Below are 23,383 nucleotides of genomic sequence, written 5' to 3'. Positions count from 1 at the left end.
GAAGTACAGAATGCGTTACCAGGTAGCCATCATCGGCGGCGGGCCCGGCGGCTATGTGGCGGCCATCCGGGCGGCCCAGCTGGGGACCAGGGTGGTAGTAATCGAACAGGACGCTTTAGGTGGCACCTGTCTCAATCGCGGTTGCATCCCCACCAAGGCGTTGCTGGCCGGGGCAGCCCTGGTGAAGGGCATCCAGGGAGCGGCGGCCTTTGGTATTGACGTTAAGGATTACCGGGTGGACTATGCCCGCCTGGCGGCGCGCAAAGACGCCGTGGTCAAGCAGTTGACCCAGGGTATTGCCTACTTATTTAAGAAAAATAAAGTTGACCATATCAAAGGGCGGGGCTTGCTCAAAGGCCCCGGCCGGGTGGAAGTGGCCACCGCCGAAGGCACGGTAGAAAATATCGAGGCCGAAAACATTATCCTGGCCACCGGGTCGGAGCCGGCCCTGATTACCGCCCTGGGCTATAACGGCAACAGCGTCGTAACCAGCACCGAGGCCCTGGCCTGGACGGAAGTGCCGGCAGAACTTCTCATTATCGGCGGCGGGGTCATTGGCTGCGAATTTGCCACCCTCTTTGCCACCCTGGGCAGCAAGGTCACCATTGTGGAAATGATGCCCACCATCCTCCCCATGATTGACAGTGAAATTTCCCGGCGTTTCAGCATGATCCTGAAAAAGGCCGGGGTGGAGATAAAGACGAAGGCCCAGATTATTTCAGTTCGGGAAGAAGACGGCCGGGTAAAGGCCACATTGGCTGACGGTCAGACAGTAACTGCTGACAAGGTGTTGATCTCCATCGGTCGCCAGTTCAATACCCGGGACTTGGGCCTGGAAGAAGCCGGGATAGCCCTGGGACCAAAAGGGGAAATAATCGTCGATGAATATATGCGCACCAGCGTCCCGGGCATCTACGCCATCGGCGATGTTACCAATAAAATTCAACTCGCCCATGTAGCCTCGGCCCAGGGCCTGGCGGCCGTGGAGACTATCATGGGTCGTCCCACTAAAGTCAACTACGACGCCGTGCCCAGCTGCATCTATACCCTGCCGGAGATTGCCGGCGTCGGCCTGACCAGAGAAGCAGCCGAAGAACGGGGGCTAAAGGTAAAGGTCGGTAAATTCCCCTTCCTGGCCAGCGGCAAGGCCCTCTGCAGCGGGGAAACAGAAGGTATGGTCAAGATAATTGCCGAGGCAGAAAGCGACCGGGTCGTAGGCGTCTTTATCATGGGACCCCATGCCACGGAACTCATTGCCGAAGGCACCCTGGCGGTGAGCCAGGGGATTACGGCTACCGAACTGGCAGCCACCATCCATGCCCATCCCACCCTGGCCGAAGCCGTCATGGAAGCCGCCGAGGCCGTCCATGGGATGAGTATCCATTCGTAAAAGCGAGGTTTCCTAAGGAGTTCCTTATAGGCGCTGCACCCTCTCCCTGAAACTATGAAAATCTATGCTGTACTTGAAGTCGAATCCTTCTACCAGGAAGCACCACTTTAGGGAGAAGTCTTTTTCCAGGGAGTTCATCAAGGGGCCAGGAGTCCATCTGCATTGCAGGGTATATAAACTAGCGAAAGCAAAGGGGTAGGAAAATGGCTACATCATCAGTGGTAGCGAGGCACAGGCGCCTGCCCTCATGGTTGCACAAGCGTCTACCCTCTTGCGGGGATATAGAAGCCACCCGGCGGCTGCTGGCCGACCTGCATCTCAACACCGTTTGCCAGAGCGCCCTCTGCCCCAACCAGGGTGAATGTTTTGCCAGGCGCACGGCGACCTTTATGATCCTGGGCAATACCTGCACCCGTAACTGCCGCTTTTGTGCCGTAGAGCACGGCCGGCCGGAAACAGTGGACCAGGATGAACCCGGGCGGGTGGCCGAAGCGGCGCGGCGGCTGGGGCTAAAACATGTCGTCGTAACTTCAGTAACCCGGGACGACCTGCCCGACGGCGGCGCCGGCCATTTTGCCGCCACCATTGCCGCCCTGCGGGCCGTCCTGCCGCAGGCCTATATTGAGGTCCTGACGCCAGATTTTCGCGGTGACGAGGAGGCCCTGGCCACCGTGGCCCGGGCGAAGCCGGATATTTTTAACCATAACGTAGAGACGGTACCGCGGCTCTATCCCATGGTGCGGCCTCAAGCTGACTACCGGCGTAGCCTTCAGGTTCTTAAAAAAATGAAGGAGCTTGATCCGGCCATCTATACCAAGTCCGGCCTGATGGTAGGCCTGGGAGAAACAACCGATGAAGTTTTACAGGTAATGGCTGATCTCCGGTCGGTAGACTGCGATATCCTGACTACCGGCCAGTACCTGCGGCCTTCCGCCGGGCACCTGGAGATTAAGGAATTTGTCACCCCGGAAACCTTTGCCTGGTACGCTGAAAAAGGCCGGGAAATGGGCTTCCTCTATGTGGCCGCTGCCCCTTTTGTTCGCAGTTCTTACCATGCTGCCGAGTTTAGTGAGAAAGTGGCCGGGAAGAAGCCCTCCTGCTCTTGACATACTGGCCTTTTTCGGGCATAATATATAACGTCACTGGAGATAAAAATAAACGGGTTCGTAGCTCAGTGGGAGAGCACCTCCTTGACGCGGAGGGGGTCGCAGGTTCAATCCCTGCCGGACCCACCAGGAAGAAAAGAAGTGGCCTTTGCAAGAATGCAGGGGTCATTTTTTTAACAAAAATTACCTCAGTGCCAATTTCAGCCGGTACACCAGGCCTTGCAATGGCTTTATTTTTAAACAACCTGGCGGCAGCTTAACTGTATACAAAACATGGGCGGCACATATAATAGCAGCACAAGGAGGTTCAGCGCCCATGAATATCACGTTAATTACCGCCAGGCCAATTGACTTCTTGCAGGCCGAGTTTAATCATAGATTTGGCTTTAGCGTGGGCCTCCACCTGTGGCAGGCGGGGGGCTTTAATTTCTGCCGCTGTTTTTTAGAAACGGGACCGCGCCGGCCTTCAAAAAGGGAAGTGAAACGCTTTCAAGAGCAGGTGGCCGAGATTGTGGCCGCCTTTATTGTCGAACGGTGGGAAGTGGCTTTACTGGAAGGTATGCTTTTAAGCCAGTATGAAGGCCTGGATGCCGGGGCCATTGAAGAAATCTGCCGGCGGGCCCGGGCCATCCTGGATCAGGGTGAAAACAGTTACCTCCAGCTCCAGCAGCGGGGGGAGCCCATTGCTGCCCGCATACTGGAGTATTTCCAGGAAAACACCTGGTTAAATATCGACGGATTTGTACGCTTTCGCCTGCCGGATTATTTAATGGAACTGGACCAGGCCCTGGAAGAAGCCGTTGATGAATACCTGATGGAAAAGGAATATGACGAATTCATCCGCCTTTTACGCTACTTTGTGGAAGCTCAGGAGCCCCGGGTGGAAAAAGTCCACGTAGTTTTAAGTCCAGGTGGCGGCTTCCAGCTCTATGACGGCGAAAACCGGAACCTCAGTGGCGACTACCTGGAAGGCTTTGTCGTCGATATGGCTGATAGTGATCTCAACTATGAGGATTTATTAATCAGCGCCCTGATAACCATTGCTCCCCGCCAGGTAGTCCTGCACGCTGTGGATAAAGGACGTCACCATAACACCATCAGTACCATCAAGAGCGTTTTTGGTGAGCGGCTCATCCATTGCAGCGGCTGCAGCCGCTGCTTGCAGCCTTTGCAAAAGCGCTAACGGTCGTACCGGTCCCTTAAACCCATTAATTGCAGTTTTTACCCTGGCCGGGCCAGTTGTCTTTTGGCCGGGCTTTTGTTATTATTGCACTCGGTGGGGTGAAATAAATTTGCTTGCCAGGTGGATCTTGATCCCTCTCATCGGCGCTTTTATTGGCTGGTTGACCAACGTTGTGGCCATCAGGATGCTCTTTCGCCCCCGCCGCCCGTTAAAAATATTTTGCTGGACCCTGCAGGGGCTTATTCCCAAAAGACAGGCTGAGATAGCGGCCAATATCGCCGGCGTCGTTGACAAAAATTTACTGCCCCTCAATGAAGTGCTGGCCCACCTTAATACTCCCGCCGTTGCCGGCAGGCTTACGGCCATAGTGGCGGAAGTGGCCCGGCGGCGCCTGGTAGAGCGCCTGCCTTCCTTTATCCCCCAGGGTTTAAAAGAAGCAGCTGGCAGGGCGGTAGAAGAAACCCTGCACCGGGAGATGCCGCCGGCCCTGCAGGAATTGATAGAGGAACTGGGCCGCAATCCGGAGGCCTTTTCTATAGGTGAAATTCTAGCGGCAAAGTTTAATAAATTAAATTTAAACCAGGTCGAGGAGGTAGTCGTCGAAGTAGCCGGCCGGGAACTGCGCTACATAGAATGGCTGGGCGGGTTGCTGGGGTTCCTTATTGGCCTGGTCCAGGCTGCCCTGGCAGGATGGAGGTAATGCTGGGGTATATTACCCAAATCTTGACACGTATTAATTTATATAGCTATAATGTACCTAACGGCGAAGAAGGAGAAGAGGCCCCTGAACTGCTCACCAGAGAGGGATGCCGCGGCTGGAAGCGTCCCGGGCGATGGCAGGGAGCCGGACCACTCCGGAGCTGCCGGGCTGAATAACGAGTAAGCCCGGCCGGCTGGCTACCGTTATCAGCTTTGGAGGGGGGAGCATATCCCCTGAAGAAGGGTGGAACCACGGGAAGAACTCTCGTCCCTTTTGAGGGACGAGGGTTTTTATTTTTTGCGGGGGTAAGGGGATTTCCTGGCCTGCCGGTAGAGTCCGGCCAGGTAAGGGTTTTGATAAGTAGCAAAGGATTTATGCATGATTCAGAGGAGGATGGCTATTATGCAGGTAACTTTACCGGACGGCAGCGTGAGGGAATATGCAGCCGGTACTACGGCCCTGGAGGTGGCCAGGGACATTTCAGCGAAACTCGCCCGGGAGGCCCTGGCGGCGCGGGTTGATGGCGAAGTATGGGACCTTACCCGTCCTTTGCCGGAGCAGTGCCGGCTGGAGCTCTTGACCTTTGCCGATGAGGGCGGGCGCCTGGCCTATCGCCATACGGCGGCCCACGTCCTGGCCCAGGCCGTCAAGCACCTGTTCCCCGGGACCAGGCTGGGTATCGGCCCGGCTATAACCGACGGGTTTTACTACGACTTCGACAGCGAGCATAAATTTACCCCCGAGGACTTAAACGCCATTGAGGCGGAAATGCAAAGAATCATTAAAGCCGACCTGCCCCTGGAACGGCAGGAAATAAGCCGGGACGAGGCCCTGGAAATTTTCCGCCAGCTCAATGAACCCTATAAGATCGAGCTCATCAACGACCTGCCGGAAGGGGTACCCATCAGCACCTACCGCCAGGGCGACTTCCTGGACCTCTGCGCCGGGCCCCACCTGCCCAGCACCGGCTACCTCAAGGCAATAAAGCTCACCAGCCTGGCCGGGGCCTACTGGCGCGGCAGCGAGGCCAACCCTATGCTGCAGCGGATTTACGGTACCGCCTTCCCTAAGGCTAAAGACCTGGAAGACTACCTCCACCGGCTGGAAGAGGCGAAAAAACGGGATCACCGGCGGCTGGGGGCGCAGCTGGGCCTTTTCAGCCTTCATGAAGAAGGGCCGGGTTTCCCCTTTTTCCATCCTAAGGGTATGATTATCCGCAACGAGCTGGAGCAGTTCTGGCGGGAAGAGCACCGCAAGGCCGGTTACCTGGAGATCCGCACGCCGGTGATATTGAGCCGCTCCCTGTGGGAGCAGTCGGGCCACTGGGACCACTACCGGGAAAACATGTACTTTACCAGGATTGATGAGGCCGACTACGCCATCAAACCCATGAACTGCCCCGGGGCCATCCTGGTCTATAAAACAGAGCAACACAGCTACCGCGACCTGCCTTTACGCCTGGCCGAACTGGGCCTGGTGCACCGCCACGAGAAATCCGGCGTCCTCCACGGCCTGATGCGGGTGCGGGCCTTTACCCAGGACGACGCTCATATCTTTATGCTGCCCTCCCAGATCACGGCCGAAATCCAGGGGGTTATCGACCTGGTAGACCGCTTTTACCGCCTCTTTGGCTTTAAATACCACGTCGAGCTCTCCACCCGGCCGGATAACGCCATGGGTTCCGATGAGATCTGGGAAACGGCCACAGGCGCCCTGCGCCAGGCCCTGGAGGCCAAGGGGATGCCCTATGTGGTTAATGAAGGTGACGGCGCCTTCTACGGTCCCAAGATCGATTTCCACCTGGAGGATTCCCTGGGCCGGACCTGGCAGTGCGGCACCATTCAGCTGGATTTCCTTATGCCCGAGAAATTTGACCTGCACTACATCGGGGAGGATGGCCAGAGGCACCGGCCGGTCATGATTCACCGGGTCGTCTTTGGCAGCATTGAACGTTTCATCGGCATCTTAATCGAGCATTACGGCGGCGCCTTCCCCGTCTGGCTGGCCCCGGTGCAGGTGCGAGTACTGCCCATTACCGACCGCCACAACGACTATGCCTTCAAGGTCAGGGAAGAACTGGTGCGGGCCGGCATCCGGGCCGAAGTCAACGACCGCAATGATAAAATCGGCTATAAGATCCGCACCGCCCAATTGGAACAAATCCCTTACATGCTGGTGGTAGGTGATAAGGAAGCAACCGAGGGTACCGTAGCCGTCAGGGAACGCCGCGCCGGGGATACGGGTAGCGTCCCCCTCCGGGCCTTTATCGACAGGGTAACCGGAGAGATTAGACGGCGGGAGTAAAACCTTTGTTAAAAAATGAACCCGCCTGGCAGCAAAATGCCGGGCGGGCTTTTATTTTAGGTATCCCGGGGTTGCCAGGACTGCTTCACGTGTTTTATGAAATTCACCAGGGCCTTTATGGCCGGGGGCTGGAGCTCTGTTAGCTCATTTACTAGCTCGGCGATTTCAGGGCGCTGGTTGATAACTACCGCTAAATTGTCCTCTTTTTCCTCCAGGAGACGGTTTATCTCGGCTTCATCCAGTAGGAGATAAGCCACATGGATATTATAGGCCTTAGCCAGAATGCGCAGCGTTTCTTGAGAAGGTTCGCGTGTCCCGCGTTCATAACTTGAAATAGTAGTGGAATGGAGGCCGGTCAGGTCTTCAACCTGCCTTAATGTCAGATAGCGTTTCGTTCGGTAATAGCGGAGCCTGGCTCCCAGTTTTGATTTCATTTTTAATCCTCCGTGATACGTAGTAAGTTTTCTTTATTAATACGACAGTGTGTCTAAAAAAAGAAAAAAACAATACATAATGTAAGAGAAAGAGCGTCTTCTCGTCGATGAAAGACAAAATTTAGCGTAGCCGGTTTAAAAAGAACAATTTCCGCATTGAATTTTATCCGGGCCAAAATACAATAGAAATATAAAACAAGCAAAAGTTGGTTATCATAAGTTAAAAATAGTAATTATTACTAAAAAATAACATCGTAAAGATTAAGGTCAGTTAGGGGTCCAAATAGTTGTGTTTTTAAGATATCCTTGTCTTCGTGGTTTACTCTTTATTATTAGAGAAAAAGGCAAGGGAGGCCCTTTTCTCTAATTATAAAGAGTTTTTTTTTACCAGGATAGGACTTTTAAAAATACATGGGCGTGATGGCTATCACGGTATCCATAATTACAGATGTCTAGATATGGGGATAAAGTGGGGATGACAAAGGCATATCCTGGCGCGCAACCCTCTACATCATTTGGTACTGAGCTGTCGCCGACAACCAGGTACCTGCTGTCGCAATTATACGCCCTGGACGAAGTATCAGCAGTTCACAGCCTCCAAGTAGGTGAGGTGGCGGCGGAAATAGCGACAGCGATGGGAATTATTGCGGATAGGAGCTGGCTGTATGAAGCAGGCGTATTGCATGATATAGGCAAGCTCCACATAGCACCCGAACTCCTGCATTCAAACCGGTTTTTCGGCCCCCGGGAAAGGCAGGCCATGCAGCTCCATGTTCGCTACACCGCAGAAATTTTAAAACATTATCATTATGAAGGGCGGGTCGTTCAAGCCTGCATAGAGCATCATGAGCGCCTGGATGGTTCGGGATATCCCGCTGGCGCCAGGGGCAGCGCCATTACCCTGGCAGGCAGGATTCTGGCCGTGGCAGATGTTTTTTCCGCCCTGGTGAGTCCGAGGCCCTACCGCGGCGCCCTTACACCCCGGCAGGCCCTGGACATTATTCTCCAGGAGGCGTATCACGGCAGGCTGGATGCCGATATAGCGGCCTATTTGACGCAAAAGATAGGGAAAGAAACTAGATAGCCGGTTTTTAAAACGTGTGGGTGAAGCAGATATTAATAAATAATACAAAAAAAACAATAAGTATGGTTTAATCTTAAAGAGGAGGTATCTTTTTATGGAACAAAAAACACTGGAACCCCTGCCCGGGGAAAAGAAGGGGGTTTATGAAGCGCCCAAGAGCAACATAACAAGATTGACGGAGAGGAAGGAACTGGAGGCGCGGCGCCGGCAGGCTAGGACCCATGCCAAGCAGCAACAAATGGCTGAAAGGATAGCCAGCGCCAGTGAGCAGCTGTCATCCGGCGTGGAAGAGGCTTCCAGCGCGGTGGAGGAATTGCGGGCGGCCATGGAGCAGATCGCGCGCGGCGCCCAGGAAGCCAGCAGTGCTACCCAGCAGTCCCTGGCGGCTATTCAGGTAATCGGCGATGGTGCCCGACAGGCGGTGAAGCAGGTCGGGACCTCCTTGGAACGTTGCAAAGCAATTGGCTCGCTTATCAACACCACTTCAACGGACATTGAAGGGCTGGTGCGCGGGGTCAATGACGCGGCGGCGCGCAGTGAGGAATCGGCCCGTCTGGTAGCTCGCCTGGAAGAAGAAGCGGCCAGGATTGGCGAGATTGTCCGTACGGTGGTCAGGATTGCCGAGCAGACAAATTTGCTGGCCCTCAATGCCGCTATTGAAGCCGCGCGGGCGGGAGAGCACGGGCGAGGTTTTGCCGTAGTGGCGGACGAAGTCAGGACCCTGGCCGAGACTTCTGAAAAAGCGGCCAGCGACATCCGGCAAATTGTAAACAGCATCCAGGAGGATGTGAGGATAGTAGCCGGGGCCATTAACAGGGCGGCCGAAGTTGCCAGGGGCGAAACAGAGAAAGGAAAAGAGATAACTATAGAATTGAAAAAAATAGAGGCAGCCGTAAATCGCATAATAGAAGGCGCCGTGAACATTGACCGCATGGTTAACGAAGCGGACAAAGCCATAAGCGAATTTCAAAAGGGCAGCGAGCAGATAGCAGCTACAGCGGAAGAACAGGCCAGCGCCGCAGAGCAGGCGCTGCAGGGTATAGAGCAGCAGGCCCGGGCTTTAACGGAAATCAGGAGCAGCACTGCCAACCTGGCCGATCTGGCGGACGAGCTGAGAAGCTCAACGGATATTGTCAAATCGGCCGAAGGGCTGGCGGCTGCTGCTGAAGAGCTATCGGCCGCCATCGAGGAAGCCAGCAGGTCGGCCGGAGAAATTGAAGCGGCTTTAAACCAGATTGCCGGCAGCACCGAGACCCAGGCTGCTGCTTCGGAGGAATCCGCCAGCGCCATCAAGCAGATAGAAAAAGCCATGCAGTTAACGGCCGGTGAAGCCGGGAATTCCAGGCAACAGGTACAGGAATTGAGTGAACTCCTGGCCGCCAACAAAGAAAGGGTAAAGGAACTAATCACCGGCATTTCCCAGGCGGCCACCACAAACCTGGAAAACGTTCATAAAGTTAACCAGCTCGAGCGGAGCGCGCGCCAGATCGACAAGATAGTGGACACTATAGCCAGCGTGAGCATCCAGACCAATATGCTGGCCGTGAGCGGCGCCATTGAGGCGGCACGGGCCGGGGAATACGGCAAAGGTTTCGCCGTTGTCGCTTCGGACATACGCAATCTTGCCCAGGAAAGCGCCCGTAACGCCGAGCAAATCAAAGAGATGGTAAAAGGCATCCAGGAACAGGTAATGAACGTTTTGCATGATATCACCAACATCGGCGACGTCATCCGTAAAGAGGCGGAGGAGGCGCAAAAAACGGCACTTAACCTGGATTTGATAGATAATGATATGGGGGCAGTATTGAAGGGTATGGAAGAAGTAAAATCCCAGGCCGATCAAAGTCTCCTAAAAGTTGAAGAAGCAGCCCGGGGTATCGAGCAGATTGCTACCGCTGCCCAGGAAGCCAGCAGCGCCGCCCAGGAAGCGGCCACGGCCAGCCGCCAGCAGGCGGAAGGCATGAAAGAACTGGCCCAGGCCATAGAAGAAATAGCGGCCATGGCGGACGAATTGCAGCAGGGTTGAGATATCTACAGGCCCGGAGGAGGGTGACAGGTGCGAGTTCGGGAAGACGGAGATGTAGCAGTTGGTAGTAAAACCGGGCAATATGTTGTTTTTAAATTGGGCCCGGAAAGTTATGGCATAGTCATCGATCACCTGCAGGAAATTATCAGGGTTCCTGCGGTAGTCAGGGTGCCCATGACCCCTCCCTATATCCGGGGGCTTGCCAACCTCCGCGGGACCATCCTTACCGTATACGATACCCGCATGAAGATGGGGCTCGAGAGCACCTCGGCTGACGAAAACAGCCGGGTCATTGTGGTGACTGCCGGCGGCCGCCAGGCCGGCTTTATCGTCGACCGCATTGAAGGAGTAATGGATATCCCGGCAGAGGCCATCGAAGAGTTCCGGGAAGGAACGGCAGGCGGGAGTTATGTGAGCAGGGCAGCCCGGATAGGTGAGGGTAGGCTGGTCCTGCTGGTGGATATGGCCGGCATGATAGCGGAAATGGCCGGGCCGGCCCTGGCTACCTTGGCTGCGGGCAACGGCAACGGGCATTATGAAGCCGGGGAGGAAAGAGAGGCAGGCAGGGCCAATAAGGTTCAGGAAAGCGAGCAACAACTGTTGATTTTCCGGGTCGGCGGCGAAGAGTATGCTTTGAATATAGCTGATGTGAAGGAAATCGTCCACCTGCCGGAGGAATGGAATGCCCTTCACGAAGCTCCCCCCTACGTCCTGGGACTGATTTCCCTGCGTGACCAGGTTTTACCCCTCATCAGCATGAGAAGAGTCTTCGGATTGGGAGATAGCCAGGCGCCCGGAGGGCGGGTGATAGTGGCTTATGCCGGCCAGGGGAAAAAAGTTACCGCCGGCATCGTAGTGGACAGCCTGGCGGAAGTGCTGCGGGTGAACGAGCGGTCCATGGAGCCGGTGCCTGCTATCTTACGCCAGGGTGCCGGGGAGATAGCGGCAGTATGCCGTCTGGGCGAAAAGCGGATGGTGTTTGTATTAGATTCCGAAAAATTGCTGGGAGATGTTTCTTTTTTAACCGGAGTAGAGTCCGGAGGGGACGCAGCGGCAGTTGGCCGCAGGCGCTACCATGAAGAGGAGTATCAACTGGTCACCTTTGAGCTGGGCAAAGAGGAATTTGCCCTGCCAATAAAGAGCGTGCGGGAAATAATCCGCGCCGGCCACATTACTGCCGTTCCTGGTACCCGTTCCTTTGTAAGGGGTATCTTCAACCTGCGCGGCAGCATAGTACCGGTAATCGACTTAAGAAGGCGCTTTGCCTACCCGGAAAGACCCCCCGACGAGCAGGACCGCATCCTGATCTGCGAGGGCAATGGTTCAGTTGTAGGATTAATGGTTGACGGTGTGAGAGAGGTTTTAAAAATACTGGCCAGCAAGATCGAGGCAGCACCTCCGGGCATATCCCAGCCGGGCGGGGAACGCCCCTGCGTCAGCGGCATTGCTAAATTAGAAAAGGGAAGGAACGTTATTATCCTGGATGCGGCCAGGGTGCTAATGGGGGATGATGGGTGGCAGGCGTAGCGCAGGCGGGGTGAAAAATGCAAATTGAAGCGGATAAAAGTCCTGATTGTCGATGATTCGGCTTTTATGCGCCGGGTGTTGCGGCAGATCCTTGAAACGGCCGGGGACATAGAGGTGCTAGATGTAGCGCGGGACGGGCTGGAAGGCGTCGAAAAGGCACTGCTGCTCCAGCCGGATGTGGTAACTTTAGACATTAATATGCCAGGCATGGATGGCTTGACCGCCCTCCATTACATAGTGACCGGGACGCAGGCGCGGGTAGTGATGATCTCTTCTCTCACCCAGGAGGACGCCCTGGCTACCTTTGAGGCCCTGGAATTAGGTGCTGTTGACTTTGTCGCCAAGCCTGACGGGACCGTTTCCCTGGGCATAAACAGGCTTGCCGGTGAGATCGTCAGCAAAGTGCGGGCCGCAGCGCGAGCCAGGGTGCGGCGAGGTGCCAGGAGATGGACGGCGCCGGCCAGGAAAAAGCCGCATGGCTTTCATAGTGTCAATAAAATGGACTGGCTGGTAGTGATCGGCGTATCTACAGGCGGTCCCAGGACCCTGGAAGATATCCTGCCGCAGTTACCGGCCGGCTTACAGGCGGGCGTGGTGGTGGTCCAGCATATGCCGGCGCGCTTTACTGCCAGCCTGGCTAGCCGCTTTAACCAGCATTGCCCCTTCAGGGTGGAAGAAGCCGGTGAAGGCCTGCCCGTTGAGCCGGGCATGGCGGTTATCGCCAGGGGCGGCTATCACCTGCTCTTCTTGAACATGAACGAGAAGCTATGCTGTCACCTGTCCTCCAGCCCGGAAAATACGGCTTTTAAGCCGTCGGTCAATGTAACCCTGCAGGCAGCCATGGAGTGCTTTGTTCCCGACCGTATCATAGGAGTGCTCCTGACCGGTATGGGGGACGACGGCGCCGACGCTATGCTGGAATTGCGGCGGCGGGGAGGGTTTACCATTGCGGAAAGTGAAGAAACGGCGGTGGTATGGGGAATGCCCCGGGCGGCCATAGAGCGCGGGGGAGCCAGTGTGGTTGCGCCCAGCTACAAAATTGCGGACATTATCAAGCAGAAGGTGGGGGGATGAATAAGCCTTGAGAGTAACCGCGAAAGAGTATTTCTCCCTGGTAGAAGCCTTAGAATCGTCACCGGACAGGGCAGAACGCCTCAACGCCGCCTGCCGGCTGGGTAGCTGGGGAGCCGGGGGAACGGCGGCGATACTAGTTAAGGCCCTGCAGCGGGAACAAGAGGCAGTAGTCCGCGAGGCGATTATGGGTTCCCTGCTTTTATGCGACGCCGGAGAGGTAGTGCAAGAAGTCGCGCCCCTGCTTAAAAGCGATGATCCCACCTCCAGGAGCCTGGCCCTGGAAATTTTAACGTGCAAGGTTGAGGATAGGGCCGCCGGGGTTCTGGAGCAGCTGCTGCAGGACGGCGACCGGGACGTGCGCGTCCTGGCGGTCCATGTGCTGGGCAGGAGCAGGTATAGCGGCAGCCTGGACTTGCTCAGGCAGGTCGTGCAGCGGGAGGAGGATATTAACGTCGCCTGCGCGGCGCTGGAATATATCGGCGAACTGGGGAGGCCGGGAGACAGGCCCCTGGTTGAGAGCTGCAGGCAGCGTTTCCGGCACCCCTACATGGAATTTATAGCTACAAAAACTTTGCAACAGTTACAGGCCAGCATGGAGAGCCAGCAGGTAGAGGGTGAAGAATACCTGAATGAACCGGTCTGAGTTCGAGAAGATAAGGGAATACATCTACCGGGAGACGGGCATTTATTTTGAAGACGAAAAGAAGTATTACGTAGAAAAACGCATCCAACAGCAGATGGAAAAACACGGCATGCGGGACTTTACGGCTTACCTGGCAGCCCTGCGCTTTGATGCCGCGGGTAAGATGCGGCAGGAACTTTTAAACGCCCTTACCGTAAATGAAACCTATTTCTTCCGCGAGTACGACCAGTTAAAATGCCTGGCGGAAGAGGTGATATCTCTCTGGGCCGGCAACGGCGGGAGGCGGCGGGGCGTGAAGATCTGGTGTGCCGGCTGCTCTTCCGGGGAAGAAGCCTATACCCTGGCCATCATCATGCAGGAGATGGCTGCCGGCATGGCCTGGGAAATCCACGCCACCGATATAAATACGGAAGTCCTGGGCAGGGCGGAAAGGGGCGTATATAACTATTATGCCATCAGGCAGGTACCCCTTGCTTATTTAGACCGGTATTTCACCCGCCTGGGGGATAACTATGCTGTGAAGTCCATTTTAAAGTCCCGCATTAAATTTTATCAGGTTAACCTGGTTGATGACGCGGCCATGCAGGTCATGCGCAATTACCATGCCATATTTTGCCGCAATGTCTTGATCTATTTTGATGACATTTCCCGGCGGCGGGTGGCCCTCCATTTTTACCAGACCCTGGAACCGGGCGGGTATATTTTTCTCGGCCATTCCGAATCCATGAGCCGCATCACCACCTTGTTCAAACCAGTCAGGTTTAACAACGCGATAATTTATCAAAAGTAAGACCCTGGAGGCGTCGGCGTTGGTCAAGGTCTTGATTGTGGACGATTCCAGTGCCGTGCGGGCGTACCACGCGGCAGTGCTGCAGGGCTGCGGCTTTGCAGTAGACGTTGCCGCTAACGGTTATGAGGGCCTGGAGAAGATCTGCGCTGCAGATTATGATGTGCTGCTGGTCGACGTAAATATGCCATCCATGCACGGGTACGAACTGGTCAAGGAGATCCGGAAGACGGAGCGAGGTCAATCTATGGGTATTATTATGATCTCTACCGAAGCCGGCCCTCACGACCGGCTGGCGGCCTATAAAGCCGGGGCGGATCTTTACCTCGTTAAGCCCGTAGACCCTGAGGAACTTAAAAAAACTTGCCTGCACCTTGCCGGTTTAAAGGGTGGCACTTATCATGAGGGAACTTCTTAATTCCGGGCGGGAAAATGCATTAAAGCTCGGCCCCAATGAGCTGTGCGGCCGGGATGCCTGGCCCCTGTTATATAACCTGGAACAAAAGGGCTGGCTGGAAAGAATAGGGCTGAAAAGTAAAGGGGGGCAAATTGTTGAAATGGAGATTATCCTGGCGGATGAAGCCCCCCGGGAAGAGGTGCGGCGGTTCCTGGATGATTTTCAAAGGGGCGCGGGCGGCGGCCCGGAAGAAACGGGAACCGGGATCGATATTGCCAGAAGCTGGTCCGGGGCTAAGACCGTCAGGGTAGAGCAGGAGAAAATAAACAGGCTCCTGTCCCTGGCGGGAGAATTGATCATTAACAGCAACGGCTTGGTTTACCTGATCCGGAGGCTGGAAAATCTGGGTATACCCGTAGAGGTTATCCGGGAATTAAAAGACTACCAGGCGTCCCTTACCCGCACCAGCTGGGGCCTTCAAGATACGGTAATGGAAATGCGCCTGATGCCGGTAGGGCTGGTTTTTGAACGCTTCCGGCGGGTGATCCGGGAACTGGGGCATGACCTGGGAAAGAAAGCGCGTTTAAAGACCCGGGGAGATAAGGTGACCATCGACCGCAATGTAGCCGCGGCCATATATGAACCCCTCCTGCACCTGGTGCGCAATGCCCTGGACCATGGCCTGGAGCTCCCCCCGGAACGCCTGGCCGCGGGTAAGGAGGAAGAAGGAGAAATAGAGCTTGCCGCCTGGAAAAGGGGGGAGCGCGTGGTTATTACTGTAAAGGATGACGGCAGGGGCATTGACGAGGGGGCGTTGAAGTCTAAGGCCCTGCGGCTGGGCCTGATCAGCGAAGAGCAGGCGGGGAAGATGAGTTACCAGGAAGCCCTGGAACTGGTCTTTCACCCGGGTTTCAGCACCAGGGAAGTCGCCGGTGAAATATCCGGGCGCGGGGTAGGAATGGATGTGGTGCGGGAGACAGTCCGGGGTTTGGGAGGCAAGGTAAGCATCTGGAGCCAGCCCGGCCAGGGGACGGAAACCAGGCTGGAAATACCGGTTACAATGAGTGTTACTAAAATATTGCTGCTGGAGTGCGGTGGCCTTTATGGTATACCTGTGGGAGAAATTAAAGAGATAGTCAGGGTCAAGATAGATCAAATCCATCACTTGAAAAATAAAGAAGTCGTGGCCCTTAGGGATAAGCTGTATCCCCTCCTGCGTCTCGGCCGGTTGCTTGGGAGCGGGGAGGCAGGAAACAGGGAGGCAGACGAAATGGTGCTGGTGGTGCTCCTGGGAGGGTTGACGATAGAAGTGGGGAGAATCATCGGCGAGCAGGATGTGGTGCTCAAGAATTTACCGTCCCAACTGGCAGGAATTAGCCTGTTCAGCGGTGCGGCGGTGCTGGGCAGCGGTGAAATCGCCCTGATTTTGAATGGCGGCGTGCTGGGAGGAATGGTGTAAAGATGGCCGCGGACTTAAGGCAGGTATTTTTAGAAGAGGCCCGGGAACAGCTCGATCAGCTGGAGCAGCTTCTCCTGGAACTCGATGCAGGGAAAAGCATAACCCTGGATGCCATTTTCCGGATCGTCCATACTCTCAAAGGTTCAGCAGCCTGCATGGGATTAAAAGATATCGCCGACTTTGCCCACAAAATGGAGAACCTGCTGGATAAGATCAGGCAGGGCAAAGCGGTAATAAGCGAGAATACCTGCCGGCTGCTGCTGCAGTCGAGCGACGTCCTGCGCTCCCTCATATTCGCAGTCGCTGAAGGCGGGGACGCCACTCCACTTTGCCATAATGAGCAGCTGGCCGCAGAGCTGGAGCTGGTACAAGGTGAGGCAGGCAGGAGCACCGGCAGGTTCCTGGTCGATGTAGTGCTTGACCGCACCTCCGAGATGCGGGGAGCCAGGAGTTTTGTCATCCTCAAGAGATTGGAGGAGATGGGAGAGCTCAAGTATGCTATTCCCAGTCCGGAAGAACTCATAAGTGAAAGAATAGTACCGGATACCATGGTGGCGGTTATAGATAGCGAGGCAGGGGAACGTGAATTGTACGAATGTATTGAAGGTTACCCGGATATAGTAACGGTCGATGTCCGGCACGTGATAGAAATAGACGGTACTGGCTGGCCGGCGAAGATAGCCAGGGCCCGGGAACTGGCTTCCCGGGGGAAAAAGGTAGCCCTTGAGTTTACAGGGGACAAATTGCACCTTGATCTGGAAGCGCTTGAAGCCATGGCTGCAGCTTTAACCGCCGGGTGGTTCCTCTGGGCCCGGGACCCGGTTGCGCGCCGGGTCCTCCGCAAGCTGGCTCTGTGGCATGTTTAGCCGGGAAGAGATTGAGGAGGTAAAGTTTTAATGTCATCCCTGCCAACTGTTTGCCTGGACGACAAAGGCCGGGTTAGATTGCCGGCAAGAATAAGGAAATTACTGGACTGGCGGCCGGGTGATTATTTAGCAATTACCCTGGTAGGCGATGAGGTGCAAATAAAAAAGGAAATTTTTCCGGGACAGCTCCGGCAAGGGAAGGGTAAGGATTGTTTTATAAAAATTTAAAGTAGCGGTCTGATGCTCGTCCTGCCGGAGTATAGGTCCAGCTCTAAATGCCGGTTATAAAGGGGGAAGGAGCTTTCTTCCCTCACGTTAATGAGTGTTCCATTTGTCGTTAATTTTACCCTGGATCCCCTCCTGGTGATACCTGCCGATAAACCGTCCAGCAGCCGGAAGAGGCGGTACATGGGCAACAGGTAGAGGGGATAATCTTCCGGCAGGTCATTTTCTTCGTGGTGGTGATATTTTATAAGATTGACGGTCCTCTCATCTATGTTGTAGATCCCCCTGGCCAGGGAAGCGCTGCGAAAGGCGTGCAGGTAGCCGGGCTCAAAAGCTTCCCGCGGGTCCACCACATCCCCCGGTTGCAGGTAGGGCTGCACCTTGGCCAAGTCGTGGAATATCGCTGCCTGCACCAGGATATCTTTATCTACCCCCGGCAGCTCGGTGAGGCCCTGCTTGGAGAGTTCGGCTATCAGGCGCAGGATATTTATTACATGCCGGTACACGCCTTCCCGGATCACGCCGGTGACTTTTATCTTCCCGCTTAAGGCGTCATATTCATCCATGTATTCCACAATGGCCCGCAACCTGACCTCCACCCGCTGGTCAGGCAGCAGCGTGGCCAGCGCCAGCTCGGCCTCCTGCTGGGCATATTTGACCTTTTCCACGAGCTGCTGCTCTGTTGTTACATCGACAAAAATCGCCAGGTACCCGGGCGCCTTTTCCTTGCCGGATTTGACCACCCACAATTTATAACTGCGGTTGTTGGCCCTGACAGTTTTCGTTTCACTATTATTGGCCATGCTCATTAACTCGCCGCAGTTTAAAGATGCGTCTTTCATTAGCCGGGCCGCCAGGGAATTGAGATGCTAGATCTCGCCTTTGGGGTTTAAAAAGGCCAGCCCCACCGGTGCCTCCGCAATTACTACATTAATCAACTCCTCAAGCACCAGGCGCATTTCCTGTTCCCTGGCGTGGCTTTCCAGGGCCCTGGCCAGGAGCCCTTCAACAGAAAACTCCTTTCGGCAACTCGGCTCCCGCTCTGGTCCTTTTTAACTCCCTCCCCCGGGCTGCCAGGGAACCCGTACCCGGCTGCCGCCGGCCTTCTCCGTACTTAAATAAAAAACCAGGCTACCGCCTTCCTTTTGACTGCGCCTGGTACTACCCAGCGGCTTCCTACCGGCAGCCCGGCTGCCATATCTCAAAGATGAGACCCAGGCCCGTGGCTTTGCGTCCCCGTCTTTCGAGCGGGTTTGCCCTTGGCGGTAGAGAAAACTTGTTTTTTAATTGTTGCACTTTCATATTAGCTTTACCAGATCCCTTTGTCAAGTGAGGTCTAGACAAGTCTAAACAAGTCTAAAGCGGGATACCCTGGCTTTATAATGGCAAGCCGGGATAGGCCTGTGCAAATTTATTGACGGTACCAAATATAATGGATTTATCAGCGCCGGCAGGAAAATGGTAATGGGCATTGAATAAATTTAAGTTTAAGTTAGAACCTCTGTGTAGGGACATTGTTATTAAGTAGTTGGGGAGGAAATATTTATGGAGTTAAACGTAACCAGGGATAAGCTGGAAGAATTGGTACAGGAGCTGGCGGCCGGGAGCAGGACGCAAAGGCTGTGGCATAATTTTTTGTCGACAGCCCTCGCGGTTAATAGAGATAAAAAGCAGCTGGAACAGCTCAAGGAGACCCTGGGATTACTATTTGCGGAGATCGGTGAGCAGTCCTTTACAGAAAAGCTGAGAGCTGTAGCCGACCGAAATCCCGCGCTGCCTGTTGCCGAACTGCTCTCTACTGCTGTCCAGGTGTGCGGGGAGATCCGTAAAGAAAACGAACAGACTATCAACAATCTTCGCCAGATGCTGCCCGAACTGGCCACCCCTATAATCCGCATCTGGACAGATATGTTGCTGGTGGCCTTGATCGGCAACCTGGACAGCCAGTGGGCGCAAAGTATTGCCGAGAGGCTATTGGATCGAGTGAGTGTTACCAGAACTAAAGTGGTGCTGGTCGATGTGACGGGAGTTCCCATGATTGATACGGTCGTGGGCGGCTTTTTAATAGAAATGTTCAATGCCATCAGATTTTTGGGGGCCGAGGTTATCTTAACAGGCATCAAACCGGAAGTAGCCCATACCCTGGTGAAACTGGGGGTAGACTTTCGCATGGTGACTATTGCCCGCGATCTGGAAGACGCCCTCAGGAAAGGGATTGCCATCATAGCGGATGAAAAGAAAAGGCGCAGGCAGCTGGCCCGGGTAATAACTGGTAACAAAGAGAGTGAAGGCGATGAAGAAATTGATATCTAACGCCAGGAGTTCCAGAGTCGTACCGGTCATCTCCCTGGGGGAGTTTTTACTGGTACCGATCCAGATTGACCTGGACGACAGGACGGTGGGCCTGCTTCAGCAACAAATATTGGAAGAATTAGAAAACACCAGGGCCCAGGCAGTTATTATAGATGTACGCATGGTTGATGTGATAGATAGCTACATTTCATACACAATTTCCGAGACGGCGGCCATGGCGCGTTTAATGGGATGCCGCACGGTACTATGCGGTATTCAACCTCCAGTGGCTTTAACCCTGGCCCAGATGGGGGTAATGTTACAGGATATTATCGTTGCCCGGGACCTGGAGCACGCCCTGCTTGTAGCGGGCAGCCAGTCAGGAGTTGGGTAAGCAGTGCTTTACAAAAATGAGCATGAAAATGTTGATATCGACAGGGTCTTTAACAGCCCGGCGGAAGAGTATGACGTGTTTATCCGTATCGCCAGGGAGGAAGATATTGCCGTAGCCCGGCAAATGGCCAAACAGCTGGCCCAGGAGGCCGGGTTTTCCCTGGCCGATATTACAAAGATAGCCACGGCCGTTTCCGAACTGGCGCGCAATATCTACCGCTATGCCGGGCAGGGCCGGATTATGATCAAAAAACTGCTGAATGAAAGGGAGGGACCGTATTTAGAAGTAATAGCCTCCGACCGTGGACCGGGTATTGCAGAAATTGAGCTGGTCATGACTAAAGGCTACACTACATATGAACGCAGCCTGGGTATAGGCCTTTCGGGGGTAAAACGCCTCATGGATTCTTTTGCCATATATTCAGAAGTGGGCAAGGGGACGGTAGTCATTGCCGGCAAGAGGAGGCGTAAATTTTGACCCTGTTATCCCGGTGCACGGCAGGAGGAAACGGCTGGCAAATCTGGGCCTGCTGGCGGCCCCGCCGGGGATATATCGCCGGAGGGGATTTTTGTTATGCCGAAGGGGGCAGGAGCGGTCTTCTCGCGGCCTGTGTTGATGTGTTGGGACACGGGGAAGAGGCCCACCGTTCTTTAGAGGGAATCCGCCGGGAATTGGAAGCGGGTGGAGAAAATCTCTTAGAGATATTCGGGCGCATAGAGCAAACTGCCTTTCGCTCGCGAGGCTGCGCGCTTTTTCTGGGCATGCTGGGGGAGTGTTTTCTTGATTACATCCTGGTGGGCAATATACGTGGCTGGGTAATTAACCCGGCGAGGATCGAGATCCTCCCGGGGCAAGCCGGGATTGTCGGGGGCCGTAAAATCCTTCCTGCCATGCGGAGCATACAATTAAATGATAAATCTATGCTGCTGGTCTGTTCAGATGGGATCAAGCGCAGTTTCCTGCCGGGTCACTCGCCCCGGCAATTATGGCGAGATGACGGTTTTGGTTTAACATGCTCAATACTTGAGGAGTTCAGCATTGCGGAAGACGATGCCAGCGTTCTTGTGGGCAGGAGGTGGCCGTAACTTGCTTGCAGAAGCGTTTTACGATACCTACAGGAACTATTTAGAACGATACGTGTGTGAGGGTGGAGCAGAGGGTGTTCTGCTGGAGGCCTACCAGGATTTGACCGCCAACCTGGATGATTATTATGTGCAGGCAGCCAACATCCTCGATATCCACACCCGTGCCCTGAGGGAAGTGATGGGCATCAGGCGGGATAGCGATGCCGTCCAGTGGATATATATTGACCGGGCTACTGAATTCCTGGCGCAAATCCTGGTAGTTATCGACACTTTTCTTCTCCAGCTAAAAGACCGCATTGAACATGACCCCCTGACAGGATTATACAACAGGATCGCCATGTATCCCATCCTCAACCACTTGCTCAAAGAAGCGCAGGAAAAAGGAATACCGCTGGTCGTCGCCATGCTGGACCTGGATGATTTTAAGGCAGTAAATGACCAGTTCGGCCATCACGCAGGGGATGAGGTTTTACGCGCCGCAGCTTTTATCATTAAGAAAGCGCTCCGCGCGGCAGATAAAGTAATACGGTACGGCGGGGAGGAGTTTTTAGTCATACTTCCCGGTACAAACCTGGAAAAAGCTCTGATAGCCCTGGAGCGCATAAGAACCCAGATCGCCAGCCAGCAAATGGTACCAGGCCAGGATGAAGTGGTTGTAACTATTAGTATCGGTGCGGTAGAGTATCCAGAGAGCGGGCCTGCCGATTTAAACGATTTAATAGCAAAGGCTGACAGGGCTATGTACCTGGCAAAACGCCAGGGCAAGAACAAGGTGGTTGCCTTGACCTGAACGCACCGGGAACCTGATCTTTATAACAGGGCTCCTGTGTCACCTGGAGTACATTTTTAAAGGAAGCTAGACGGAGGGTATTATTACATCCCGGTGACAGAATCTCTATGGGCTTATTGACGCCGGCACACCTCTGTGTTATACTTTCCCAGGAAGTAGAAGCCATCCGCTTCTCACCTTACGGCCCGGGGCCAGTAAGGTTTGCCCAGGAAAAGCTCTGTTTTTGGCGGGTGGATTCCACCCGCTTTATTTTTTAAGGAGGTCTTTGACTGGGCGGTAAATATATTTGGAGGTGAAGCATTATCAGCAAGGATTTGAGGGTCAATGGAGAAATCCGGACCCGGGAAGTGCGCCTGGTTGGCGTTGATGGGCAGCAACTGGGGATTATGCCGACTCGCGATGCCCTGCGCATTGCGCAGGAACAGGGCCTGGACCTGGTAGAAGTGGCCCCAACTGCGCGCCCGCCGGTTTGCCGCATTATGGATTTCGGCAAATATAAATATGAGCAGAGCAAGCGGGAGCGCGAGGCCAGGAAAAAGCAGCGCATAATAAACATTAAAGAGGTGAAGCTGCGGCCCAACATAGAAGAGCATGACTTCCAGGTCAAAGCGCGCAATGCCATCCGCTTTCTGGGGGATGGCGATAAGGTCAAGGTGACCATTATGTTCCGCGGCCGGGAGATTGCCCATACCGACCTCGGCTTGAAACTGTGCCAGCGCCTGGCCGACCAGGTGGCAGACCTTGCCTCCATTGAAAAACCGCCCAAAGTTGAGGGGCGCAATATGGTGATGATTCTGGCCCCCAAAGCTTAAGGGAAAAATTATTTGAGGTGATACTATGCCCAAAATGAAAACCCACCGCGGCGCGGCCAAGAGGTTCCGCGTCACAGCCTCGGGAAAAGTAAAACGAGCCAGGGCTTATAAAAGCCACCTGCTGGCGGGAAAAGCCCCCAAGCGCAAGAGGCGTTTGCGCCAGCCTGCCTTAATTGATAAAACCGATCGCAGGCGTATTGCCCGGCTTTTGCCTTATCAGGCTTAGAGGGAGGTAGGGAAAATGGCCCGTGTGAAACGTGGTGTGACCAAGCACCAGCGCCATAAAAAGGTCTTGAAGCTGGCCAAGGGCTACTTTGGCGCCAAGTCCAAATTATTCCGCCCGGCCAACGAACAGGTGTTGAAATCCCTGGCCTATGCTTACGCCCACCGGCGGCAGCGCAAAGGCGACTTCAGGAAGCTCTGGATTGCTCGCATTAATGCCGCAGCCAGGATGCAGGGCCTTACTTACAGCCGCTTGATTAACGGCTTGAAAAAGGCCGGTGTGGAAGTTAACCGCAAGATGCTGGCCGACATGGCGGTGAACGACGTGGCAGGTTTCAGCCGCCTGGTAAATATGGCGAAAGAAAAGCTAGGCCTCGGCGCCTGAAGAAACAGGGTGGTAGGCCAGCCAGTTGGCAAAACTGGCCGGCCTTTTTCACTTATATCCTGCTTGACAGGGGCCGGGCCGACCCTAATAATAGGGGAAGATGCATTTCTCCATAACTAATTCTGGAAGGTGAAAGAGTACGAGTATCGTTCGGGAATGGCCCTTTCGCCTGCGGCCGCCGCAGATCCTGGCCCTGGG

Annotated in this window: 25 protein-coding genes, 1 tRNA gene, 1 riboswitch and 1 other annotated feature; of the genes, 24 read left to right on the top strand and 2 right to left on the bottom strand. The window is 54.7% G+C overall.

Annotated features, from left to right (window positions below):
• Positions 1 to 10: 10 nt before the first annotated feature.
• The 6 genes from lpdA (at position 11) to thrS (ending at position 6,683) form a co-directional block, all read left to right on the top strand.
• Complete coding sequence (lpdA, locus tag MGLY_RS01030; RefSeq protein ID WP_156271344.1) at positions 11 to 1,390, top strand: dihydrolipoyl dehydrogenase; 1,380 nt, start codon at positions 11 to 13, stop codon at positions 1,388 to 1,390.
• A 203-nt stretch (positions 1,391 to 1,593) separates the two neighbouring features.
• Positions 1,594 to 2,496: a lipoyl synthase gene (lipA, locus tag MGLY_RS01025; RefSeq protein WP_156271343.1), complete on the top strand. Its 903-nt coding sequence runs from the start codon at positions 1,594 to 1,596 to the stop codon at positions 2,494 to 2,496.
• A gap of 54 nt (positions 2,497 to 2,550) precedes the next feature.
• Positions 2,551 to 2,625, top strand: a tRNA-Val gene (locus MGLY_RS01020).
• 187 nt (positions 2,626 to 2,812) lie between these two features.
• Positions 2,813 to 3,679 (top strand): putative sporulation protein YtxC, encoded by an 867-nt coding sequence (gene ytxC, locus MGLY_RS01015; RefSeq protein WP_156271342.1) that lies wholly within the window; start codon positions 2,813 to 2,815, stop codon positions 3,677 to 3,679.
• Between the two features lie 109 nt (positions 3,680 to 3,788).
• A complete protein-coding gene (locus MGLY_RS01010) occupies positions 3,789 to 4,379 on the top strand; it encodes a DUF445 domain-containing protein (protein ID WP_170290865.1) in 591 nt (196 codons plus the stop codon).
• Positions 4,380 to 4,436: 57 nt separating this feature from the next.
• Positions 4,437 to 4,654, top strand: a binding site (T-box leader).
• Positions 4,655 to 4,781: 127 nt separating this feature from the next.
• On the top strand, positions 4,782 to 6,683 hold the full coding sequence (gene thrS, locus MGLY_RS01005) for a threonine--tRNA ligase (RefSeq protein ID WP_156271341.1): 1,902 nt from the start codon (positions 4,782 to 4,784) through the stop codon (positions 6,681 to 6,683).
• 56 nt (positions 6,684 to 6,739) lie between these two features.
• Here thrS and MGLY_RS01000 read toward each other — a convergent pair whose 3' ends face one another.
• Positions 6,740 to 7,117 (bottom strand): helix-turn-helix domain-containing protein, encoded by a 378-nt coding sequence (locus MGLY_RS01000; protein ID WP_156271340.1) that lies wholly within the window; start codon positions 7,115 to 7,117, stop codon positions 6,740 to 6,742.
• Positions 7,118 to 7,592: 475 nt separating this feature from the next.
• Here MGLY_RS01000 and MGLY_RS00995 point away from each other — a divergent pair, with 475 nt between their 5' ends.
• From MGLY_RS00995 to MGLY_RS00950, 10 genes are all read left to right on the top strand, one after another.
• Complete coding sequence (locus MGLY_RS00995) at positions 7,593 to 8,201, top strand: HD-GYP domain-containing protein (protein ID WP_170290864.1); 609 nt, start codon at positions 7,593 to 7,595, stop codon at positions 8,199 to 8,201.
• A gap of 94 nt (positions 8,202 to 8,295) precedes the next feature.
• Complete coding sequence (locus MGLY_RS00990) at positions 8,296 to 10,227, top strand: methyl-accepting chemotaxis protein (protein WP_156271338.1); 1,932 nt, start codon at positions 8,296 to 8,298, stop codon at positions 10,225 to 10,227.
• Positions 10,228 to 10,257: 30 nt separating this feature from the next.
• The gene (locus MGLY_RS00985) at positions 10,258 to 11,754 is read left to right on the top strand and encodes a chemotaxis protein CheW (protein WP_156271337.1); all 1,497 of its coding nucleotides are present in this window, start codon (positions 10,258 to 10,260) and stop codon (positions 11,752 to 11,754) included.
• A 24-nt stretch (positions 11,755 to 11,778) separates the two neighbouring features.
• Positions 11,779 to 12,828, top strand: coding sequence for a chemotaxis-specific protein-glutamate methyltransferase CheB (gene cheB / locus MGLY_RS00980; protein WP_156271336.1), 1,050 nt, complete (start codon positions 11,779 to 11,781; stop codon positions 12,826 to 12,828).
• A 7-nt stretch (positions 12,829 to 12,835) separates the two neighbouring features.
• Positions 12,836 to 13,471 (top strand): HEAT repeat domain-containing protein, encoded by a 636-nt coding sequence (locus MGLY_RS00975; RefSeq protein WP_156271335.1) that lies wholly within the window; start codon positions 12,836 to 12,838, stop codon positions 13,469 to 13,471.
• On the top strand, positions 13,458 to 14,261 hold the full coding sequence (locus MGLY_RS00970) for a CheR family methyltransferase (RefSeq protein WP_156271334.1): 804 nt from the start codon (positions 13,458 to 13,460) through the stop codon (positions 14,259 to 14,261). The genes MGLY_RS00975 and MGLY_RS00970 overlap by 14 nt, the downstream gene beginning before the upstream one ends.
• A 19-nt stretch (positions 14,262 to 14,280) precedes the next feature.
• Entirely contained in the window at positions 14,281 to 14,676 is a 396-nt protein-coding gene (locus MGLY_RS00965; RefSeq protein WP_156271333.1) for a response regulator, read from the top strand.
• Positions 14,660 to 16,114 (top strand): chemotaxis protein CheA, encoded by a 1,455-nt coding sequence (locus tag MGLY_RS00960; protein ID WP_156271332.1) that lies wholly within the window; start codon positions 14,660 to 14,662, stop codon positions 16,112 to 16,114. The genes MGLY_RS00965 and MGLY_RS00960 overlap by 17 nt, the downstream gene beginning before the upstream one ends.
• A 2-nt stretch (positions 16,115 to 16,116) precedes the next feature.
• Positions 16,117 to 16,980: an Hpt domain-containing protein gene (locus MGLY_RS00955; RefSeq protein WP_156271331.1), complete on the top strand. Its 864-nt coding sequence runs from the start codon at positions 16,117 to 16,119 to the stop codon at positions 16,978 to 16,980.
• 30 nt (positions 16,981 to 17,010) lie between these two features.
• Positions 17,011 to 17,208 (top strand): AbrB/MazE/SpoVT family DNA-binding domain-containing protein, encoded by a 198-nt coding sequence (locus MGLY_RS00950; protein ID WP_156271330.1) that lies wholly within the window; start codon positions 17,011 to 17,013, stop codon positions 17,206 to 17,208.
• Here MGLY_RS00950 and MGLY_RS00945 read toward each other — a convergent pair.
• Positions 17,205 to 18,047, bottom strand: coding sequence for an HD domain-containing protein (locus tag MGLY_RS00945; RefSeq protein WP_156271329.1), 843 nt, complete (start codon positions 18,045 to 18,047; stop codon positions 17,205 to 17,207). The two genes, MGLY_RS00950 and MGLY_RS00945, sit on opposite strands and share 4 nt — an antisense overlap.
• A gap of 336 nt (positions 18,048 to 18,383) precedes the next feature.
• Positions 18,384 to 18,473, bottom strand: a riboswitch (cyclic di-GMP riboswitch).
• Positions 18,474 to 18,750: 277 nt separating this feature from the next.
• Between MGLY_RS00945 and MGLY_RS00940 the strand changes: the two genes are divergently transcribed.
• From MGLY_RS00940 to rplT, 8 genes are all read left to right on the top strand, one after another.
• Complete coding sequence (locus MGLY_RS00940; RefSeq protein WP_156271328.1) at positions 18,751 to 19,518, top strand: STAS domain-containing protein; 768 nt, start codon at positions 18,751 to 18,753, stop codon at positions 19,516 to 19,518.
• Positions 19,499 to 19,891 (top strand): STAS domain-containing protein, encoded by a 393-nt coding sequence (locus MGLY_RS00935; RefSeq protein ID WP_156271327.1) that lies wholly within the window; start codon positions 19,499 to 19,501, stop codon positions 19,889 to 19,891. Before MGLY_RS00940 ends, MGLY_RS00935 begins: the two co-directional genes overlap by 20 nt.
• A 3-nt stretch (positions 19,892 to 19,894) precedes the next feature.
• Entirely contained in the window at positions 19,895 to 20,368 is a 474-nt protein-coding gene (locus tag MGLY_RS00930) for an anti-sigma regulatory factor (protein WP_246187389.1), read from the top strand.
• Complete coding sequence (locus MGLY_RS00925; RefSeq protein WP_156271326.1) at positions 20,365 to 20,976, top strand: PP2C family serine/threonine-protein phosphatase; 612 nt, start codon at positions 20,365 to 20,367, stop codon at positions 20,974 to 20,976. The genes MGLY_RS00930 and MGLY_RS00925 overlap by 4 nt, the downstream gene beginning before the upstream one ends.
• 1 nt (position 20,977) lies before the next feature.
• Positions 20,978 to 21,766, top strand: a complete 789-nt coding sequence (locus MGLY_RS00920; RefSeq protein ID WP_156271325.1) for a GGDEF domain-containing protein — start codon at positions 20,978 to 20,980, stop codon at positions 21,764 to 21,766.
• A gap of 314 nt (positions 21,767 to 22,080) precedes the next feature.
• The gene (infC, locus tag MGLY_RS00915) at positions 22,081 to 22,578 is read left to right on the top strand and encodes a translation initiation factor IF-3 (protein ID WP_211661985.1); all 498 of its coding nucleotides are present in this window, start codon (positions 22,081 to 22,083) and stop codon (positions 22,576 to 22,578) included.
• 25 nt (positions 22,579 to 22,603) lie between these two features.
• A complete protein-coding gene (rpmI, locus tag MGLY_RS00910; protein WP_156271323.1) occupies positions 22,604 to 22,804 on the top strand; it encodes a 50S ribosomal protein L35 in 201 nt (66 codons plus the stop codon).
• A gap of 15 nt (positions 22,805 to 22,819) precedes the next feature.
• The gene (gene rplT, locus MGLY_RS00905) at positions 22,820 to 23,185 is read left to right on the top strand and encodes a 50S ribosomal protein L20 (RefSeq protein ID WP_156271322.1); all 366 of its coding nucleotides are present in this window, start codon (positions 22,820 to 22,822) and stop codon (positions 23,183 to 23,185) included.
• The last annotated feature ends 198 nt before the right edge of the window (positions 23,186 to 23,383 follow it).

The sequence above is a fragment of the Moorella glycerini genome, from assembly GCF_009735625.1.
In the GTDB taxonomy this organism is placed as follows: domain Bacteria; phylum Bacillota; class DSM-521; order Neomoorellales; family Neomoorellaceae; genus Neomoorella; species Neomoorella glycerini.
The sequence above is the reverse complement of the archived record's forward strand: the minus strand, read 5'-3'. Positions and strand labels throughout refer to the sequence as shown.

What these genes read in the sequence shown, in the direction of transcription:
- lpdA (WP_156271344.1), top strand. Translation starts at nt 11, where the DNA reads ATGCGTTACCAGGTAGCCATCATCGGCGGCGGGCCCGGCGGCTATGTG.
- lipA (WP_156271343.1), top strand. Translation starts at nt 1,594, where the DNA reads ATGGCTACATCATCAGTGGTAGCGAGGCACAGGCGCCTGCCCTCATGG.
- ytxC (WP_156271342.1), top strand. Translation starts at nt 2,813, where the DNA reads ATGAATATCACGTTAATTACCGCCAGGCCAATTGACTTCTTGCAGGCC.
- thrS (WP_156271341.1), top strand. Translation starts at nt 4,782, where the DNA reads ATGCAGGTAACTTTACCGGACGGCAGCGTGAGGGAATATGCAGCCGGT.
- MGLY_RS01000 (WP_156271340.1), bottom strand. Translation starts at nt 7,117, where the DNA reads ATGAAATCAAAACTGGGAGCCAGGCTCCGCTATTACCGAACGAAACGC.
- MGLY_RS00995 (WP_170290864.1), top strand. Translation starts at nt 7,593, where the DNA reads ATGACAAAGGCATATCCTGGCGCGCAACCCTCTACATCATTTGGTACT.
- MGLY_RS00990 (WP_156271338.1), top strand. Translation starts at nt 8,296, where the DNA reads ATGGAACAAAAAACACTGGAACCCCTGCCCGGGGAAAAGAAGGGGGTT.
- MGLY_RS00970 (WP_156271334.1), top strand. Translation starts at nt 13,458, where the DNA reads ATGAACCGGTCTGAGTTCGAGAAGATAAGGGAATACATCTACCGGGAG.
- MGLY_RS00960 (WP_156271332.1), top strand. Translation starts at nt 14,660, where the DNA reads ATGAGGGAACTTCTTAATTCCGGGCGGGAAAATGCATTAAAGCTCGGC.
- MGLY_RS00955 (WP_156271331.1), top strand. Translation starts at nt 16,117, where the DNA reads ATGGCCGCGGACTTAAGGCAGGTATTTTTAGAAGAGGCCCGGGAACAG.
- MGLY_RS00950 (WP_156271330.1), top strand. Translation starts at nt 17,011, where the DNA reads ATGTCATCCCTGCCAACTGTTTGCCTGGACGACAAAGGCCGGGTTAGA.
- MGLY_RS00945 (WP_156271329.1), bottom strand. Translation starts at nt 18,047, where the DNA reads ATGAAAGACGCATCTTTAAACTGCGGCGAGTTAATGAGCATGGCCAAT.
- MGLY_RS00940 (WP_156271328.1), top strand. Translation starts at nt 18,751, where the DNA reads ATGGAGTTAAACGTAACCAGGGATAAGCTGGAAGAATTGGTACAGGAG.
- MGLY_RS00935 (WP_156271327.1), top strand. Translation starts at nt 19,499, where the DNA reads ATGAAGAAATTGATATCTAACGCCAGGAGTTCCAGAGTCGTACCGGTC.
- rpmI (WP_156271323.1), top strand. Translation starts at nt 22,604, where the DNA reads ATGCCCAAAATGAAAACCCACCGCGGCGCGGCCAAGAGGTTCCGCGTC.
- rplT (WP_156271322.1), top strand. Translation starts at nt 22,820, where the DNA reads ATGGCCCGTGTGAAACGTGGTGTGACCAAGCACCAGCGCCATAAAAAG.